The 15682-nt window shown below is 37.4% G+C and carries 13 protein-coding genes; 5 read left to right on the top strand and 8 right to left on the bottom strand.

From position 1 onward, the window contains the following. The first annotated feature begins 9 nt into the window (after window positions 1-9). A complete protein-coding gene (locus JM81_RS02155; protein WP_144800499.1) occupies window positions 10-771 on the top strand; it encodes an SDR family NAD(P)-dependent oxidoreductase in 762 nt (253 codons plus the stop codon). A 45-nt stretch (window positions 772-816) separates the two neighbouring features. On the opposite strand, the gene JM81_RS02150 is transcribed toward JM81_RS02155, so the two are convergent. Continuing rightward, complete coding sequence (locus JM81_RS02150; RefSeq protein WP_315897736.1) at window positions 817-1512, bottom strand: LytR/AlgR family response regulator transcription factor; 696 nt, start codon at window positions 1510-1512, stop codon at window positions 817-819. Next, a complete protein-coding gene (locus tag JM81_RS02145; RefSeq protein ID WP_144800497.1) occupies window positions 1512-2327 on the bottom strand; it encodes a sensor histidine kinase in 816 nt (271 codons plus the stop codon). Before JM81_RS02145 ends, JM81_RS02150 begins: the two co-directional genes overlap by 1 nt. 219 nt (window positions 2328-2546) lie before the next feature. Between JM81_RS02145 and JM81_RS02140 the strand changes: the two genes are divergently transcribed. Continuing rightward, window positions 2547-3719: a metallophosphoesterase gene (locus tag JM81_RS02140; protein WP_144800496.1), complete on the top strand. Its 1173-nt coding sequence runs from the start codon at window positions 2547-2549 to the stop codon at window positions 3717-3719. Between the two features lie 178 nt (window positions 3720-3897). Further along, entirely contained in the window at window positions 3898-4227 is a 330-nt protein-coding gene (locus JM81_RS02135) for a DMT family transporter (RefSeq protein ID WP_144800495.1), read from the top strand. Window positions 4228-4415: 188 nt separating this feature from the next. Here JM81_RS02135 and JM81_RS02130 read toward each other — a convergent pair whose 3' ends face one another. From JM81_RS02130 to JM81_RS02115, 4 genes are all read right to left on the bottom strand, one after another. Next, the gene (locus JM81_RS02130; RefSeq protein ID WP_261374937.1) at window positions 4416-5654 is read right to left on the bottom strand and encodes a glycosyltransferase; all 1239 of its coding nucleotides are present in this window, start codon (window positions 5652-5654) and stop codon (window positions 4416-4418) included. A gap of 105 nt (window positions 5655-5759) precedes the next feature. Then, window positions 5760-7271, bottom strand: a complete 1512-nt coding sequence (locus JM81_RS02125; protein WP_089260420.1) for a DEAD/DEAH box helicase — start codon at window positions 7269-7271, stop codon at window positions 5760-5762. Between the two features lie 97 nt (window positions 7272-7368). Beyond that, window positions 7369-8298, bottom strand: a complete 930-nt coding sequence (locus JM81_RS02120; protein ID WP_144800494.1) for a 2-hydroxyacid dehydrogenase — start codon at window positions 8296-8298, stop codon at window positions 7369-7371. A 3-nt stretch (window positions 8299-8301) separates the two neighbouring features. Next, the gene (locus JM81_RS02115; RefSeq protein WP_089260422.1) at window positions 8302-8811 is read right to left on the bottom strand and encodes a DUF6155 family protein; all 510 of its coding nucleotides are present in this window, start codon (window positions 8809-8811) and stop codon (window positions 8302-8304) included. Window positions 8812-8983: 172 nt separating this feature from the next. On the opposite strand from JM81_RS02115, the gene JM81_RS02110 reads away from it, so the two are divergent. Together JM81_RS02110 and JM81_RS02105 are read left to right on the top strand one after the other, a co-directional pair. Then, window positions 8984-9847 carry an RNA polymerase sigma factor RpoD/SigA gene (locus JM81_RS02110; RefSeq protein ID WP_089260423.1) on the top strand — a complete coding sequence of 288 codons (864 nt, stop codon included), beginning with the start codon at window positions 8984-8986 and terminating at the stop codon, window positions 9845-9847. A 759-nt stretch (window positions 9848-10606) separates the two neighbouring features. Further along, window positions 10607-11902 (top strand): hypothetical protein, encoded by a 1296-nt coding sequence (locus JM81_RS02105; protein WP_144800493.1) that lies wholly within the window; start codon window positions 10607-10609, stop codon window positions 11900-11902. 57 nt (window positions 11903-11959) lie between these two features. Here JM81_RS02105 and JM81_RS02100 read toward each other — a convergent pair whose 3' ends face one another. Together JM81_RS02100 and JM81_RS02095 are read right to left on the bottom strand one after the other, a co-directional pair. Beyond that, window positions 11960-13297 (bottom strand): YaiO family outer membrane beta-barrel protein, encoded by a 1338-nt coding sequence (locus JM81_RS02100; RefSeq protein WP_144800492.1) that lies wholly within the window; start codon window positions 13295-13297, stop codon window positions 11960-11962. Next, window positions 13297-15681, bottom strand: coding sequence for an LTA synthase family protein (locus JM81_RS02095; RefSeq protein WP_089260426.1), 2385 nt, complete (start codon window positions 15679-15681; stop codon window positions 13297-13299). Before JM81_RS02095 ends, JM81_RS02100 begins: the two co-directional genes overlap by 1 nt. Window position 15682: the final 1 nt, after the last annotated feature.

The following is a 15682-nucleotide window of genomic DNA, read 5'->3' as shown; positions in this document are numbered from 1 at the left end:
TATTGAAACATGGAAAAGCGAAAAATAGCATTGGTAACAGGAGGTAGTAGAGGGTTGGGAAAAGAAATGGCACTGCGCATTGCGGAAAAAGGTTTGGATGTCATACTTACCTTCCATTCCAATGAAGATGCCGCAAAAGATACGGTGCGTTCTATTGAAGATATGGGGCAAAAAGCAATAGCCTTACAATTGGATACGCGCAAAGTAGCGGAATTTGACACTTTCTTCAAGAACATATCTACGCACCTAAAGGATACGTTCCAGCAAAATACGTTCGATTACTTGATCAATAATGCGGGAACGGGTATCTATAAGCCATTTTTGGATACCACCGAAAGTGATTTTGATGAGATGATGAACATTCATATAAAGGGTGTATATTTCCTTACCCAGCATGCCGTACCCTTGTTGACCGATGGCGGGGGAATCATAAATATTTCTTCAGGATTGGCACGTTTTTCATTGCCTGGCTCGTCTGCATATGCCAGTATGAAAGGTGCGGTCGATGTATTTACAAGATACTTGGCAAAAGAATTAAGCAATAGAAAAATCAGGGCCAATGTTGTTGCTCCAGGTGCTGTGGCCACAGACTTTGGCGGTGGCGAAAATAAAGAGAACGATAAAAAAAGAGCCTTAATTAGTCAAAATACTGCATTGGGCCGCGTTGGCGAACCAGAGGATATAGGTGGTATTGTAGCATTTCTATGCACCGAAGATAGCTGTTGGATCAACGGACAACGTATTGAGGCCTCTGGAGGAATCATGTTGTAATACTTACTTAAACAAGAGAAAAAATCCGAGTATTTTCAACAATAGTCACAATTTTAGACTAGTCTTTAAATTATCTTTATAATGTTTCCCAATGGGGATTATAATATCATTTATAAGTATTCTGTTTCCTTCAATCGTTTGTAAATGATTCTTAGATATTATAAAAGATTTATGTACTTGTATAAATTGGCTTGAAGGAAGCAGTTCCAGAACATCTGATATTTTTTCTCTAATTACTATGGTGCTCCCTGTTAAAACTACTTTCGCATAATTGCCTGCGGCCTCAACATATAAAAGGTCTGCAAGCTTAACGTGCACATGTTTCTTATCACTATACAGAAATATGCTATTTTTTAATGATGCATGTATTGAATTGGTAGTTGAGCTAGCCGTGGGCGACAATGCCACTTTGTTCACCGCCTTTAAAAATCGTTCAAAACTGAACGGTTTTAATAAATAATCGGTAATGTTTAATTCATACCCTTCAAGAGCATGTTCTTGATATGCGGTCGTAACAATAACATGTGGTGGCTCGCTCAAGGTTTTTAAAAACTCAAAACCCTTTAATTTGGGCATGTTCAAATCTAAAAAAAGCAAGTCTACCGTATGCTCACGTAAATAGTCGAGCGCCTCCAACGCATCATAACAATTCTTCATGAGTTCCATATGCGGTAATAGGTCACAATATTCTTTAATAATATCATGTGCAATGTGCTCATCGTCTATAATTAAGTACCGCATTATAAAAGTAATTCAAGTTTAGCGTTATAGATACCGTTTGTAGAAGTAATTGAAAAATTATGCTTCTTAGGATACACCAAATATAACCTTAGTTTCAAATTCTTTAGACCTATCCCCTCTTTTGTTGATGTATTCTTAGCATCAAAATTATTTTCAATTTCAAAAACCACTCTTTGTGCATTACCTGTAAGGTTAATATGAACATACCCATGTTCGGTTAAATTCTCAACACCATGCTTAAATGCGTTTTCTACCAGAATTATGAATAACAAGGGCATAATACTAGCATTTACTTTAATAGCTTTTTTAAATTGAATGTCGATGGGCTTATGATATCTAATTTTTTGTAAATCGATAAAGTTTTGAATATAAGCGGCCTCTTCGTCTAACGTAACCGTAGTCCGTTCCCCTTCATAGATACTATACCGCATAAGTTCAGATAGCTTAAGAATTAACTTCTTGGTCTTTTCGGCATCTTTATCTACCATTCCATATATATTGTTGAGCATATTGAAGAAAAAATGCGGATTTACCTGTTGTTGTAAATGCATGATTTCATTCTTCTTGGTCTCATTACGTAAGGTCAACAAAGACGATAATTGAGAAAGTATCCAAAGTATACCTAGTACTAAAAGAATGGTGTAATATATAATAATTAGAATACCGATGGCAATTGGGTAATCTTCTAAAAACACAACAGATTCATTACCGAGAATAATAAACTCATAGGCCATAATCCCTAATGGGAAGGCGATAGAAACAAGTGCAATAATCTTTACAGCAAGCCAATTCCTTTTTTTAAGTATCGAAATCATAGTACAAAAGTAATAGAATCTATAAGGTCTACTTGTAATTGTGATGAACGTACTTCTTTGAAGGACATACATCGTTTAGCATCCTATAAATAAACTTTACGGACCAATTTTTTTATGTGTCCCTCAAATGCGACTACTCATCACAAAAATTTAAGTATACAGGTTTGTCCCTTCATCTTTGTCATCATCAAAAAACGAACAGTTATTAAATAAATCCACATGAAAAAACAAATTCTCCGCTATTTTAAACACATTTTCGCAACCATTTTTATAGTATTAGTAATCGGTATCATTGTCGTCATATCTATGCACGGTAGTATCGGATACGGCACCAATTCACAAAGTACACACCTAGATAAAGAAGGGCCTTATGTATTCTATGAGAATGACAGTACAATGGCCGTCAACTATATAAAAGGAAACAAGAATGATGGTTTTTATTTGGATGAGCAACAGTACGCATCAACCCAAGAAATAAAGGCTAGTTGTTTTTTTCCATTGGATTCAACCACGTTTCGGTTCATTATAAAATCGGAATTTAAAATCCCACAAAGTACCTATTATGATGATGAACCCATTTTAGCAATTTCAGATATAGAAAGCGGATACAAGACCTTTCGTGATTTTCTTATTCAAAATAAAGTGATCAATAGTCAATTAGATTGGACTTTCGGCAAAGGGCATCTGGTTTTAGTTGGTGATTTTGTAGACCGTGGGTTTTCGACCACTCAAGTATTATGGTTCATTTATAAGCTAGAACAGGATGCTAAAAAACAAGGTGGCAACGTTCATTTTATTTTAGGCAATCATGAGCTGTACAATTTACAGGGTAAGTATACATCGGCATCATATAAGTTTTACGGAGTTGCCTCTATATTAGGCAAGCAGCACCACGATTTGTATAATGAACAATCATTTTTAGGTAGGTGGATGGCAAGTAAAAATACCTTAGAACGTATTAATGGCGTATTGTTCGCACATGGGGGTATAGATCCAGAAATCGCTAATCATGATATAACTATCGAGCAGGTAAATACTATTAATCGTGCGTACTACCGGAAATCTTACTTTCCAAAACCCGAAGAAAATATTGCGCAATTAATAATTTCAAGTAAGACGGGAATATGTTGGTATCGCGGTTATTTTAAAGATGCTATATCGCAGGAAGAAGTTGAAAAAGGCATTCGAAAATTTGGTGGAAAAGCCATTGTAGTAGGACATACGATTCAATGGAAACCAAAAAAATATTTTGAAGGAAAAGTTTTGGCCATAGATGTAAAACACCCTAAAGATTATAATAAAAACTGGCCCTCTAAAAGTTCTGAAGGCCTATATATTCATAAGGGCACTTACGCAAGAGCTTTGGCTGACGGAACTAGAAAAGAACTTTAATACGAAAATCTCATTCAAAAATAATACTATCATGTGGCTACTTGTACTCCTTATATTGAGCATATTACTGTGATTATAACGTACTTCATTTGTTACGTAAAGATTAAAGCATTTTTTAACCGTTTTAAATTTTTTAATCCATTGTAATTTCGACCTTTGCTGTATAATCATTTGATGAATGAACTGGATTATCTTAATTATTGCCGGCCTGTTTGAAGTAGCATTCGCTTTTTGTTTAGGAAAAGCAAAATTAGCCACTGGAAACGAAATGTATATGTGGTACGGCGGTTTTTTGGTTTGTTTGTTGGCAAGTATGACCTTACTGATAAAAGCAACGGAAAGCTTGCCGTTAGGTACTGCTTATGCCGTATGGACAGGTATTGGTGCCGTAGGCACGGTGTTATTGGGCATTTTAGTGTTTAAAGAACCGGCAAGCTTTTGGAGAATCTTTTTTATCGTGACGTTAATAAGCTCCATCATTGGGCTTAAGGTGGTTTCGCATACTTAGTTTTCACACAAGACCTTACTAGCTTTATATTAGTATTAGTTAATAACTTCTTACAAAACAGATTACTAGGCACTTGACCAACAATTTCAAAAAAGCGATTTTCGTTATCAACCGCTAAAAGGACTATGTACTGAGCTTGCCGAAGTATTGAAACTACCCTTAGCCTTGACGATAACCAATCCCAACCATCAACCCTTATTCTTCTCTTCTATCCATTTGCCCATAAACTTTGTTGCGCTCATGGTCTGGTGCTGTAAAAGGCCACCGATAAAATTTTGTGTTCGGTGATGTTGTAAACCTGTTTGGAGTTCCGTTACTTTCTGTAGTAGTAGATGTGCTAGGCTCGCCTCTGAATATAAAGTGTTTACAAGGGTCTTGCCCTGTTCTTGTGCTTTGTTCCAAGCAGTGGGTATGGTATATAAACGTACTGCCGCTTCTACAAATGCGGTATGGTCATTTTCTATATAGCCGTTCCATTCCAAAATACCGTACATGCCTTCGGCACCAATGGTAGTCGTTACACTTGGCGTACCATTTGCCATAGCGGCTACTAATTTTCCTTTGATTCCAGCTCCAAATCGTAGCGGTGCCAAACAAACTTTTGCAGCAGCCATTACCTTATTTACATCGGCTGCCCTACCCTTTACCAAAAACCTTTCTTTGGGGTTATGCATTTCAACAATTTGTTGGGGTAAATAAGCGCCATAAATATGCAATTTTGCCTCTGGTAATCGTTCTTGTAACAAAGGCCAAATGGTATGTTTAAGACATTTAATGGCATCTATATTGGGAGCATGTTTTCCGCCACCAATAAAAAGGAAATCCGTTCGTTGTTCAAAGGGTTTCAAACTAGGATTTTCCGGTATTTCCGGCAACATAAAAGGGAGTAACAAAAGTAGACTATTGTCTATTTTAATAATATCGGTCAACAATTCTAGTTCATAGCTAGAAATAATCAATGAAAGGTCGCACCGATATATACTTGCAATTTCCCGCTTTGTTTTATCGTCCTGTAACCAGGCATCGGTCGTAAATTCAACATCCTTTTTAAAACAGGTTTCCCGTACATGACGCAGTGAATGTAAGTCTTCGGTATCCAGAATTCGCATTACGTTTGGGCACTGTTTTGCCACACGCCATCCAAATTGTTCTTCGGTCAAAAATCTGTCGAACAACACCGCATCGGGATTCAATTCCGCCACAAAAGCATCAAACGAGCTATCGTTCATTTGTATAGCCTTCGTTTTATATCCGCAGGACCCTAAATCTGCCGAATGTTCAGACGTAGTTGCGGCCGAAGCAATGGTAATTGAATATCCGTCTCGTTTAAATACATCTAATAATTGCATCATACGCACTCCCGCTGCCGTAGAAGAAGGTTCCGGCCATACAAGGGCAATTACGAGTAAAGATTTAGAATGATTCAAGGAGCTGATTTTTCGAATTGATTATGCGTGCTTTTTAAGAAATACAAAATACGTGAAACAATAATCAAATAGCAATTTACAGTTAACGATGACGATAATCAAATACTACATTTTAGCAGCAAACTTTTTGGAGATTTTTGAACGTAATTTACGCTCATAATCTTCCTCTAGCCACTCTTTATAATTCTTGGTATTGTTCATGATGCAGTATGAATACTGACGAACACGGTATTTGATTTCCTCTTTGAGCTTTTTCGCAAGAATACGGGCATCAAATACATCCTCAGAATTTTCTACACAAATTTTTGCGTGCTGTTCAATACTTTTCTCTAATACCAGTTTTGATTTTTCACCGTTGGCAAAACTCTTTTTGTATTCTGCCTTGATGTCAAAATCTATATCTGTCGATTTGGCAAACTCCGCCCGTAGATCCGCCGGCATTTCATATACGAACTCACGTTCAATCTCTTCATCGTTCTTGATGTTCTCCAAATAAAAATCCGGAAAATGAAATATTTCCTGCCAATCTATCCCGGCATTCCACAATCCAAAACGGGCCACATTGTTACCCATATCAATAACGTTGAACTCCTCTTTGTTGGGTAAATAGCGCGAACCACGACCGATCATCTGAAAATACAGTGTCAACGATCTTGTGGCCCTGTTCAGTATGATGGTTTCTACACTGGGTTCGTCAAAACCAGTTGTCAGGATACTCACGGAGGTTAAAATGGCGTCCGGTGTTTCTTTGAACCATTGTAGAATTTCACGACGTTCGCTGGCACTGTTCTTGTTGTCCAAATGCCTAATGTTATACCCAGCCTTTTTAAACGTTTCGCAAACATATCTAGAGGTATTGATACCGTTGTTGAATATCAATGTCTTTGTACCTTTTGCAATATCATTATAAGCCGATACCAGTTTGTTGAGCATATTATGGTTCCCGTACAGCTCATCTGATGATTTCACGGTATAGTCACCACTAATACCCAATTTAAGGGTCTGGAGGCTTACATCGTAATTATACATATTGGCCTTGGCCAGAAACTTTTTCTGAATCAAGGATTCTATGGACTCCCCAACGATCAACTTCTTATAGTTGTCCTTCATGGGCAATTTAATATTTGAGCTAAGCGGTGTGGCGGTAACCCCAATGATCACACTTTCCTCAAAATATTTAAATAGTTTTCTAAACGAATTGTAGTGGGCCTCATCTATGATGACCAGTCCAATATTATTGATTTCAATTTTTTCTTCCTGTAGCCTATTGTTCAAGGTTTCTACCATGGCCACAAAACACATGTATTCGTTCTGGTCCTGCCATTCCTTGACTTCACTGTTAATAATTTTGTTCTTGACCCCAAAACCTTTTAGCATTCTAGAGGTCTGTAGGCTCAGTTCAATACGGTGTGTAAGGACAATGACCTTTTTTTTGGTTTTCTCTATATATCTTTTGGCAATCTCTGAAAACACGACAGTCTTACCTCCGCCCGTGGGCAATTGATATAATAAGTTGGAATTATCCTTGTTCTCGTCTAAAAACTTAAAAATGCTGTTTAGATCGTCCTCTTGATAATCGTACAAGGTTTTTTCCGTAGTTTCTTTTTGTAGCTTCAAAAGGGTTGTAGGCGTTAATAGGTTAATAATGCAAAAACCTTATAAAATTATGTGATTTTTATGGGTAAAAGAAATATAAATCCTGAATTAAGAAATATTAATAGCCCTTGTCCATATCTATCTTGTTTTTTAGCTCCTCCCCGTTTTCCAATCGATAATAGTTCTCTATCAGTTGCGGGACTACGGAATCTGTATCTGACACACTTGCATAATGCGGGGTCATATGAACCTTTTTATGGTTCCAGAAAGGATGTGCCGTTGGTAAGGGCTCTTTATGGTAAACATCTAGGTACGCACCGGATAAATGTCCGTTATCCAATAGCATTAATAGGTCTCCATCAACCAAATGTCCGCCACGTGCCACATTGATAAGATAGGCTCCTTTGGGAAGTTGTTCCAAGAGCGATTTGTTTAAAAAACCTTCCGTTTCCGGAGTCAATGGTAACAAGCATACCAATAGTTGTGTAGAAGTAAGGAAAACGTTGAGTTCGTCTTTCCCGGCATAAGTGGTCACATGGTCAATAGTTTTCCTGCCCCTGCTCCAACCTTGGACCTTAAATCCTACTTTGGCCAAATCCTTCGCGGTTAGTGCCCCTAGTTCCCCAAGACCTAAAATACCTACGGTGGTATCCTTGATCCGTGTATACTCCACGGGCTGCCACAAATTGGCCACTTGTTGCTGTTTGTAAAGATTTAAATTTTTAATGTGTGCCAAAATTACAGCAAGCACATGTTCAGACATATCACTGGCCAATAAGGGATCAACGATACGGGTAATTGGAATGTGCCGTGGACGTGTTGGATCCTCAAATATATAATCTACCCCTGCACCGGCAGAGGCTATACATTTTAAGTTAGGATAACCTTTGAGCGAACCGGCAGGATGCTTCCAGATGACCGCCATAGTAATTTCCTCCTTAGGATGCTCTTCCAGATAGCTATACACTTTTAACGAACTGTCATCTTTAAGGAGAGCATTCTTCCAAAGTGCTATTTTTTGGTCTTGACGAATGATAACTATTGCCATATACTATTCTATTATATCCAAGGCCTTTGAGAAATCTTCCTCTAACGGCCAACGCTGTTGTTGGGTTTCTTTATAAATCTTTACTATTCTAGTCTTAAAATCAGGGAAAACACCTTGGTTTACCGTAAACTGTATTACTTCATTAAAGGAATTGAGCATACTTTTATAAAAGGAATCCGCTACATTTCTTTCCATGGAAAATGTTTGTGCGATTTCCAAATTATAGCACATTACATCTGCAATTAAATTGGGTTCTACCCCTAATTTTATAAAATGTTTAATGAATTTTTGGGCTACGGAACGCCGTGCCCTTGGGCGCTTTCTTCTAACAGGAAAATATTCATTGGATATTTTGGCCTTGGCCTCCTGTATCAATTTGTCCTCTTTAGGATTAAAGGCAAAATCGTAATAGGTCTTTACCGCAGGAAATTTTGTATACAGTTCCAGAATCTGTTCTTCCAACGCTTTTTTTGGCATTTTGGAGAGGTATGTCTTTAAGGCCCTTTTACTCATAAAATACGTCTGTAAAACATCAAAAATACACCATACACGGCTAAAGACCTAAATACCTAAATCTTTGTTAAAGCTAATAAATCCTGTAGAACTATAATGAAGTTTCCTTGGTAAAGACAATAAATTGTGGTATACTGTAAACTTGTATAACTTCTAAATTCCATACACACATATGAGGCAACTAAAGATTATTAAGCAGGTAACGAACCGTGAATCAAAATCACTAGACAAGTACTTGCAAGATATCAGTAAAATAGATTTGATTACCGCAAATGAAGAAGTAGAGTTAGCACAAAAGATAAGGGAAGGTAGTCAAGCAGCTTTGGAAAAGTTAACGACAGCGAATTTAAGGTTCGTAGTATCCGTTGCAAAGCAATATCAAAATCAAGGTTTAAAATTACCCGATTTAATTAACGAAGGAAATTTAGGATTAGTAAAGGCGGCGAAAAGATTTGATGAAACAAGAGGTTTTAAATTTATCTCTTATGCGGTATGGTGGATCAGGCAATCTATTCTACAGGCCTTGGCAGAGCAATCAAGAGTTGTACGTTTACCATTGAACAAGATAGGTTCTATCAATAAGATCAAAAAGACATTTTCTTATTTGGAACAGGCGCATGAACGTCCGCCATCTCCAGAAGAAATTGCAAAAGAACTTGAAATGACCGTTTCCGAGGTGAAACAAAGTCTTAAGAACTCTGGCAGGCACGTATCTATGGACGCACCGTTACGAGAAGGGGAAGATTCCAACCTTTATGATGTTTTGCGCTCAGGCGAATCTCCTAGGCCAGATAATTCCTTATTGCAGCAATCCCTAAATACCGAAATTAATAGAGCTTTGGATACCTTGTCCCCAAGAGAGGCAGATGTTGTAAAACTATATTACGGTATTGGTGACCAACAGTCCATGACATTGGCAGAGATTGGGCAAACGTTTGATCTGACCAGGGAACGAGTTCGTCAGATTCGTGAAAAGGCAATCCGTAAATTGCGTCATGCCTCAAGAAGCAAATTACTGAAGACCTATTTAGGCTAATAACAACCTATTACCACAAATAAAAAAAGCGTCCATTATAGAATGGACGCTTTTTTAGTTAACAGGGATATAAACCTACGAATAGGTTAATTTACTGATATTAAAATTTACTAGAATGTCATTTAAATCCTGAATAAAATTCTGATAGGATGAAAAATCTTGGTTTTGATGTGCCATAGGTTTGTTTTTTGGTTGATTCAATTGGAAAACATTCTACATGTAATCCAATTCGGCTAATTCGTTTAAACTTAAAATTTCATTTAAATCTTGAAGAAACACTAAGTATTCTTCACCGTAGGTGTCATAAAGCATGTGCGTAGGTTTAATTAATATTAATTTGGGTCATTAATTTCAATGAAGTAAATATAATTGTAAGACCATGCTGCGACAATTAATTGTGGTGAACTATTTTAATTTTGTTGTAAAACCTACAAAAAAGTGATGTTTGAGTTTTTAAAATCGCCTTGAACCCTTATAAAATAGGGGTTTTGAGGGGTACCGTTTATCTATGATATTGGTTTTTTATCGATATTCCATCGCATTGGCGGCGATATATTTCATTATTAAATATGTACTTGAACCACCAAATAATTAAAAATAACATACTTAATCCATTTATTGTCCTAAGTTTTTGCAGGTAAAAGGTACGTAATGCACGAATAATATAATGGCTTGTATTACAACAATATGAACCCCTATTTTCCGTTAATTATATAATCATTTTACCTAAAATATAGAAGTAAACAATTCCGTATATCAATGAAAAAATTATCCCCTACCCCTATCCATTTTATACGATTTACATTGGTGTTACAAGTTGTAATGTTATGCGCTTTTTTTCAAGGATGGGCCAATGTAATTGAACCTTCGCAAAAAGAAGGTATTTCATTTGCAACCTTAGAATTGAACAGTCATAGTTTTAATGCCAAAAAAAGAAGCTCGTTTAATTATTTATCCCAACAGGAGCATTTGGAACGTGGTCTTACCATTATTCATTTTATAAATGCCGACCAACTTGAATACAAAACATTTGACACCTATGGAAGTAAGGACGAGGCGCAAGAATTTATAACAGTCTTAGGCACTATGATTGCAGATGACGCAAATATGGCCATTTTAGCACATGATTCCGCTGCAGCCAGTCTAGGTGATATTACTAAGGCCTTACAGGACTTGGCGTTCGTACAACTAAGTAATTTAAAGGGCAGACAAGCATATATCATGCATAATTTTAATGCAACGATTACAGAAGAAATTCATGATACCAGCATTATTAAAACAGTTGAAATACCTTCAAGTATTGGTAATCAAAAGGAATATTTCCCTAAGATCAAATATGAATTTGAACCCAATATAAATCGATATATTGCCCATGCAGGTGGTGAGGTCAATGGGGTAAAATCCACGAACACCAAAGATGCCCTAGATCAAAACTACAAAAGAGGGTTCCGCTTATTTGAATTGGATATTATTACCACTTCGGACGGGCATTTGGTGGCTGCACACGATTGGAACATGTGGGCCAGGTTTACAGATTATACAGGTAGCCTACCTCCTACACATGAACAGTTTATGAAACAAAAAATTTATGGGGACTATACTACCATGGATATGCATGGCATCAACGCATGGTTTAAGTCACATCCAGATGCAATTCTGGTTACGGACAAGGTAAATGACCCCATTGCTTTTGCCGATGCCTTTATTGACAAGGACCGTCTTATTATGGAACTTTTCAGCGTTATGTCCGTTGAAAAAGCTTCTGAACATGGTATCCAAGCCATGATATCCCAAGAACCGCTGCTTGCCATTAAGGGAGACAAGATTAATTTTCTAAAAGTAAACAATGTTAAATATGTGGGCCTATCCAGAAGAATGATAGCCAGTCAAAATAAACTGTTATTGAAATTAAAGGAAGCCGGCATAAAGGTTTATGTATACAACGTAAACTTTGATCCCGGCAAGGATGAGCAATATGTTCAGGATAATGAATTGGGATTGGTCTATGGTATGTATGCAGATAAGTGGATTACCGATATGAAAATCCCTAAATAGAGTCTTTTTCATACAAGATTTTTGACTTAAAGTAGGATTGATAAAAAGGATAACCTATTAAAAATTAAATTGATAGGTCAATCCTGCAGAAAAGGAATAAAAATAGGTACCTGGTGCAAATGATTGCTCTTGTCTAAGCACTCCTACGTTGGTACGGTAGGCGCTAAGATTGTTCTTGCTCGTAAATTGATATTCAAAGCTCAACCGTTGAGATTCAATATATAGCAAGGTTTCTGCCAATAACTGATCTCCTGAAGAGAATTGTCTTAATTCCGGTGAAAAACCAATACCAAAATTAAGACCCATGTAATTTTCCGCATCCTTTAAATATTTACGGACCAAAATATTTCCTGAGGCTTTGGTCAGCTCAGCTTCCTCTCCGGGCGTAATAAAGGAACGTAATGAAAAATAATAGTTGCCCCTATAATACCCTAGTGAATTGGTAATCGATTTTACATTTCTGGTGGCAAAGTTGATAAAGCGCCCACCACCGGAAAATTCTACACCACTCTTATGGTTGTAATATACATCTCCTCCTACCTTGTGATTGGGGAATAGTTCTGAATTTGAATACCCGTAATTAACATAGGCATAGAATCCTTTGGCAATTTTGGGGTATATATCAATATCATATTGAAGGCCGTTCTTTCCTTGACGGCTACTAAAGTTTAATCGTGGAATTATACTGCCAAATTCGGTTTGCCGTTTAAAGGAGATACTTGAGGAAGTAATGGGGTCAAAACGCTGGTCAAATACGGTAACCGAACTATTTACCGCTACCCTATTTTTCTCTACTTCTTCCGTCACAGGAGTTTTTCTGATACTATTCTCCTTGTTTTGCGAGGCTACCTCATTTTTTGGTTTACCAGCATTATCCATTTTCTTTTTAGCTTTCCCAAAAGTGGTGATTTTACTATCCACATTATACCACCCATTTTCTGGATACGAAGTTCCTTGGACATTTTGAAAGGCTAAATCCTTGAGTCGGACAAGTTCGGTATCATCATTTATGTTCACCAATGCCTTGTTGGCCAATCCTAAGGCCGTGGCATAATTTTTGGCGTAAAGTTCATTTTTAATAGCGGAAATCCATGCTTCTCTATTTTTCTTGTCCGCACTTAGCACTTTGTTGAACTCGTTGCGAGCTTGGTCATAACTCCCCTTCCAGCTTAACGTACTGGCCCAAAGAGCGGTCACTTTCGTATTTTGGGGCTGTTCCTTGGCCAAATTGCCCAATATGGTATTGGCCTTGGATGTTTTGCCTGCAAACGCCAAGTCATAGGCACTATCATAAGTAAGGGAATACCCGGTTGAATTTTCTTGAGATTGCGCATAAATGCCTCCTAAGCATAGGATGAAAAACCAAAGAACGATATGTTTCTTACTGCTATTCATTATTTAGTTGCTGCCAAGGAATTAGATGCCGTTAATTTGGTTTTAGAAGCAATCTTAATACCCGCTTTTCTTGCCAATACTCTTGCACGATCGATCTTGTCCTTGATTTCATGGGCGCTGGCACTATTTTCCTCAACGATGTACGTTAATTCCAGTCCTTCCTTATAATGGTCTGACCAGTAATAAATATCAAATAGAGCTGCATAGGAGTCTATATAATTGGGATTTACTTCAATACATTCCTTTAAGATCTTAATGGCTTCCTTATGGTTGCCTTTCCAAGAATTGACCCTTCCCATAAGGATTTTGGTGTCAATATGGCTAGGCGCTTCTGAGAGATTATAACGACATAACAAAAGTGCTTGGTCCCATTTTTTGTTCCATGCCAAATCCCTGGCCTTAAAGTAACCCTTGTCAGAATCTTTTCCGTCATAAACACTATTGAGCCATACCGTTTCGCTATCCGTAAATTTTTCTTTTTGTATCGTAAAAATGGCCAAACTGTCGGGGATAATTTTATTTTCGCTCGTAACGTAATGGTTCATGGATTTGAAGGATTCTAGTTGCGATTCTATCTTGGACCCACTACTGAACGAAGAACTTACGTTCATATTATCCTCCAGCTCCACTACATCGCCATCCGTGTAAAGATTATCGCCACTTATATATTCCTTCAATTCATTCTTATTACGCATTAAGGGAATATTTTTGGTTGATCTGAATGAAGTTTCCATATCAATGGCACCGCCCATCCAAGCTACTTTTTTGGGCATTTTTAATTCATAACGATTTTTGAGCATGGATAAAATAGTTGGCGTCACATCAAAATGAGAAGAAACCGAACTCATCTTGCGCGTACGCTTTAACATAGGGCTGTACATGATCAGCGGTACGTGAAAACGGCTTATGTTATTTCGTTGCGGAATAGGAATTAGCCTATGGTCTCCTGTGATTACGAAAATGGTATTCTCATAATTAGGTTGTGATTTATAGGCGTCCATGAACCATTTTATGGACTCATCTGTATATAAAAGGGTTGCGAATACATTATCGTTCTTTTCAATAACATTTTCTACCCTGGAGTCATAATTTCCTTTTTTCAATAACTTGGCGACTTCCTGCTCATAATAGGCTTGGTTTGGCGGAATAAAAGGCTCATGGGTACTAATGGTCATATAGACCTCTAGCCTTGGCTGTTTTTCCGCTCTAGGTAAACTGATGCTTTTCTTGAACAGTTCCTTATCAGGATACCCCCATGAAGAACCGGCGGCATCCTCTGCCTGTTGTTGGTAATTGACCCCAAAACCAGATTTGTCCAGCACAAAGTCTATGTTTTCACTCTTAAGAAACCGGTCTACCTTATCAAAAGAACTATTGGTTCCTTGATAGAACGAGGTATGGTATCCATTGTTCTTAAGGACACTAAAAAGGGTCAACTTATTTGGAAATTCATCCAGTTCCATAAAACCACTTTTACCGAACGGCAAGGAACCCAATAAGGATGGCAATACGCCAAAGGTTCTTCCGGTATTGCTCAAGAAGTTCTCCCAATAGAGCGACTGTGTGCTCAAGGAATCCAAGAAAGGTGTAAAGCCACCATATTCTGCCCCTTCACCCATAAAATCACGCCCAAGACCTTCTACCATTATAAAAACGATATTTGGTTTTTCCTCTTTCAATTCAAAATATTCACCAAGTACGTTCTCTACCGTAGGGTTTTTAATAAGTGGATATTCTTCATTTGAAGTGTAGGTATTGTCCTCCGTACTACTGTTATAGAGGTTTATTGCCAAATACTGTGTTTTATTTTGGTTAATGGGTTTACCATCTGTAAACAATGATCCTAAAAATAAACTGAACAGAATGATCGTAAAAGGATACATGCTGCTTATACGGTGATAAAATTTGGAAGTGACCCTATACAATCCTAAAAATATACCGATTAGGATAACTATACCAATAAATAGGTAAATGGAAAGCATTAATCCGCCAGAATTGGCAATGGTGATTTTAATGTCGGAATAGCTATACCCCAGAAGATCAGATCCCAATGGAACCAATGTGGTACAATAATACCCTATAAGCATGGCTTCAATTATAAGCACAATGCCCAATAACACAAAGACCAGGTTAAAACCATATCTAGGCCTTAAATTTTCCCAGAAATTAAAAGGAAATACCATAATGATGCCCATTAGCGCGGTAAACCCTATTTGGTGAATAATCGCTTTCAACAAGCTGGTAGACCAAATGGTATCCAAAACACCCTTAAAATAGAGTATGCCGTACTGAAAAAGCGTTAATACGAGCAAGCATCCAAAAAAGGATATCATAAGCCTGGTGTATTGCTTTAAGGTATATCTATCTAACTGACTTGTATTCATT

This window comes from Maribacter sp. MAR_2009_72, assembly GCF_007827235.1.
GTDB lineage: Bacteria > Bacteroidota > Bacteroidia > Flavobacteriales > Flavobacteriaceae > Maribacter > Maribacter sedimenticola.
Note: the sequence above shows the minus strand (reverse complement) of the source record. Positions and strands in the feature narration are given on the sequence as shown.

Coding starts and splice junctions, on each gene's coding strand:
- JM81_RS02155 (WP_144800499.1), top strand. CDS start 10: ATGGAAAAGCGAAAAATAGCATTGGTAACAGGAGGTAGTAGAGGGTTG.
- JM81_RS02150 (WP_315897736.1), bottom strand. CDS start 1,512: ATGCGGTACTTAATTATAGACGATGAGCACATTGCACATGATATTATT.
- JM81_RS02145 (WP_144800497.1), bottom strand. CDS start 2,327: ATGATTTCGATACTTAAAAAAAGGAATTGGCTTGCTGTAAAGATTATT.
- JM81_RS02140 (WP_144800496.1), top strand. CDS start 2,547: ATGAAAAAACAAATTCTCCGCTATTTTAAACACATTTTCGCAACCATT.
- JM81_RS02135 (WP_144800495.1), top strand. CDS start 3,898: ATGAACTGGATTATCTTAATTATTGCCGGCCTGTTTGAAGTAGCATTC.
- JM81_RS02120 (WP_144800494.1), bottom strand. CDS start 8,298: ATGGCAATAGTTATCATTCGTCAAGACCAAAAAATAGCACTTTGGAAG.
- JM81_RS02115 (WP_089260422.1), bottom strand. CDS start 8,811: ATGAGTAAAAGGGCCTTAAAGACATACCTCTCCAAAATGCCAAAAAAA.
- JM81_RS02110 (WP_089260423.1), top strand. CDS start 8,984: ATGAGGCAACTAAAGATTATTAAGCAGGTAACGAACCGTGAATCAAAA.
- JM81_RS02105 (WP_144800493.1), top strand. CDS start 10,607: ATGAAAAAATTATCCCCTACCCCTATCCATTTTATACGATTTACATTG.
- JM81_RS02100 (WP_144800492.1), bottom strand. CDS start 13,297: ATGAATAGCAGTAAGAAACATATCGTTCTTTGGTTTTTCATCCTATGC.
- JM81_RS02095 (WP_089260426.1), bottom strand. CDS start 15,681: ATGAATACAAGTCAGTTAGATAGATATACCTTAAAGCAATACACCAGG.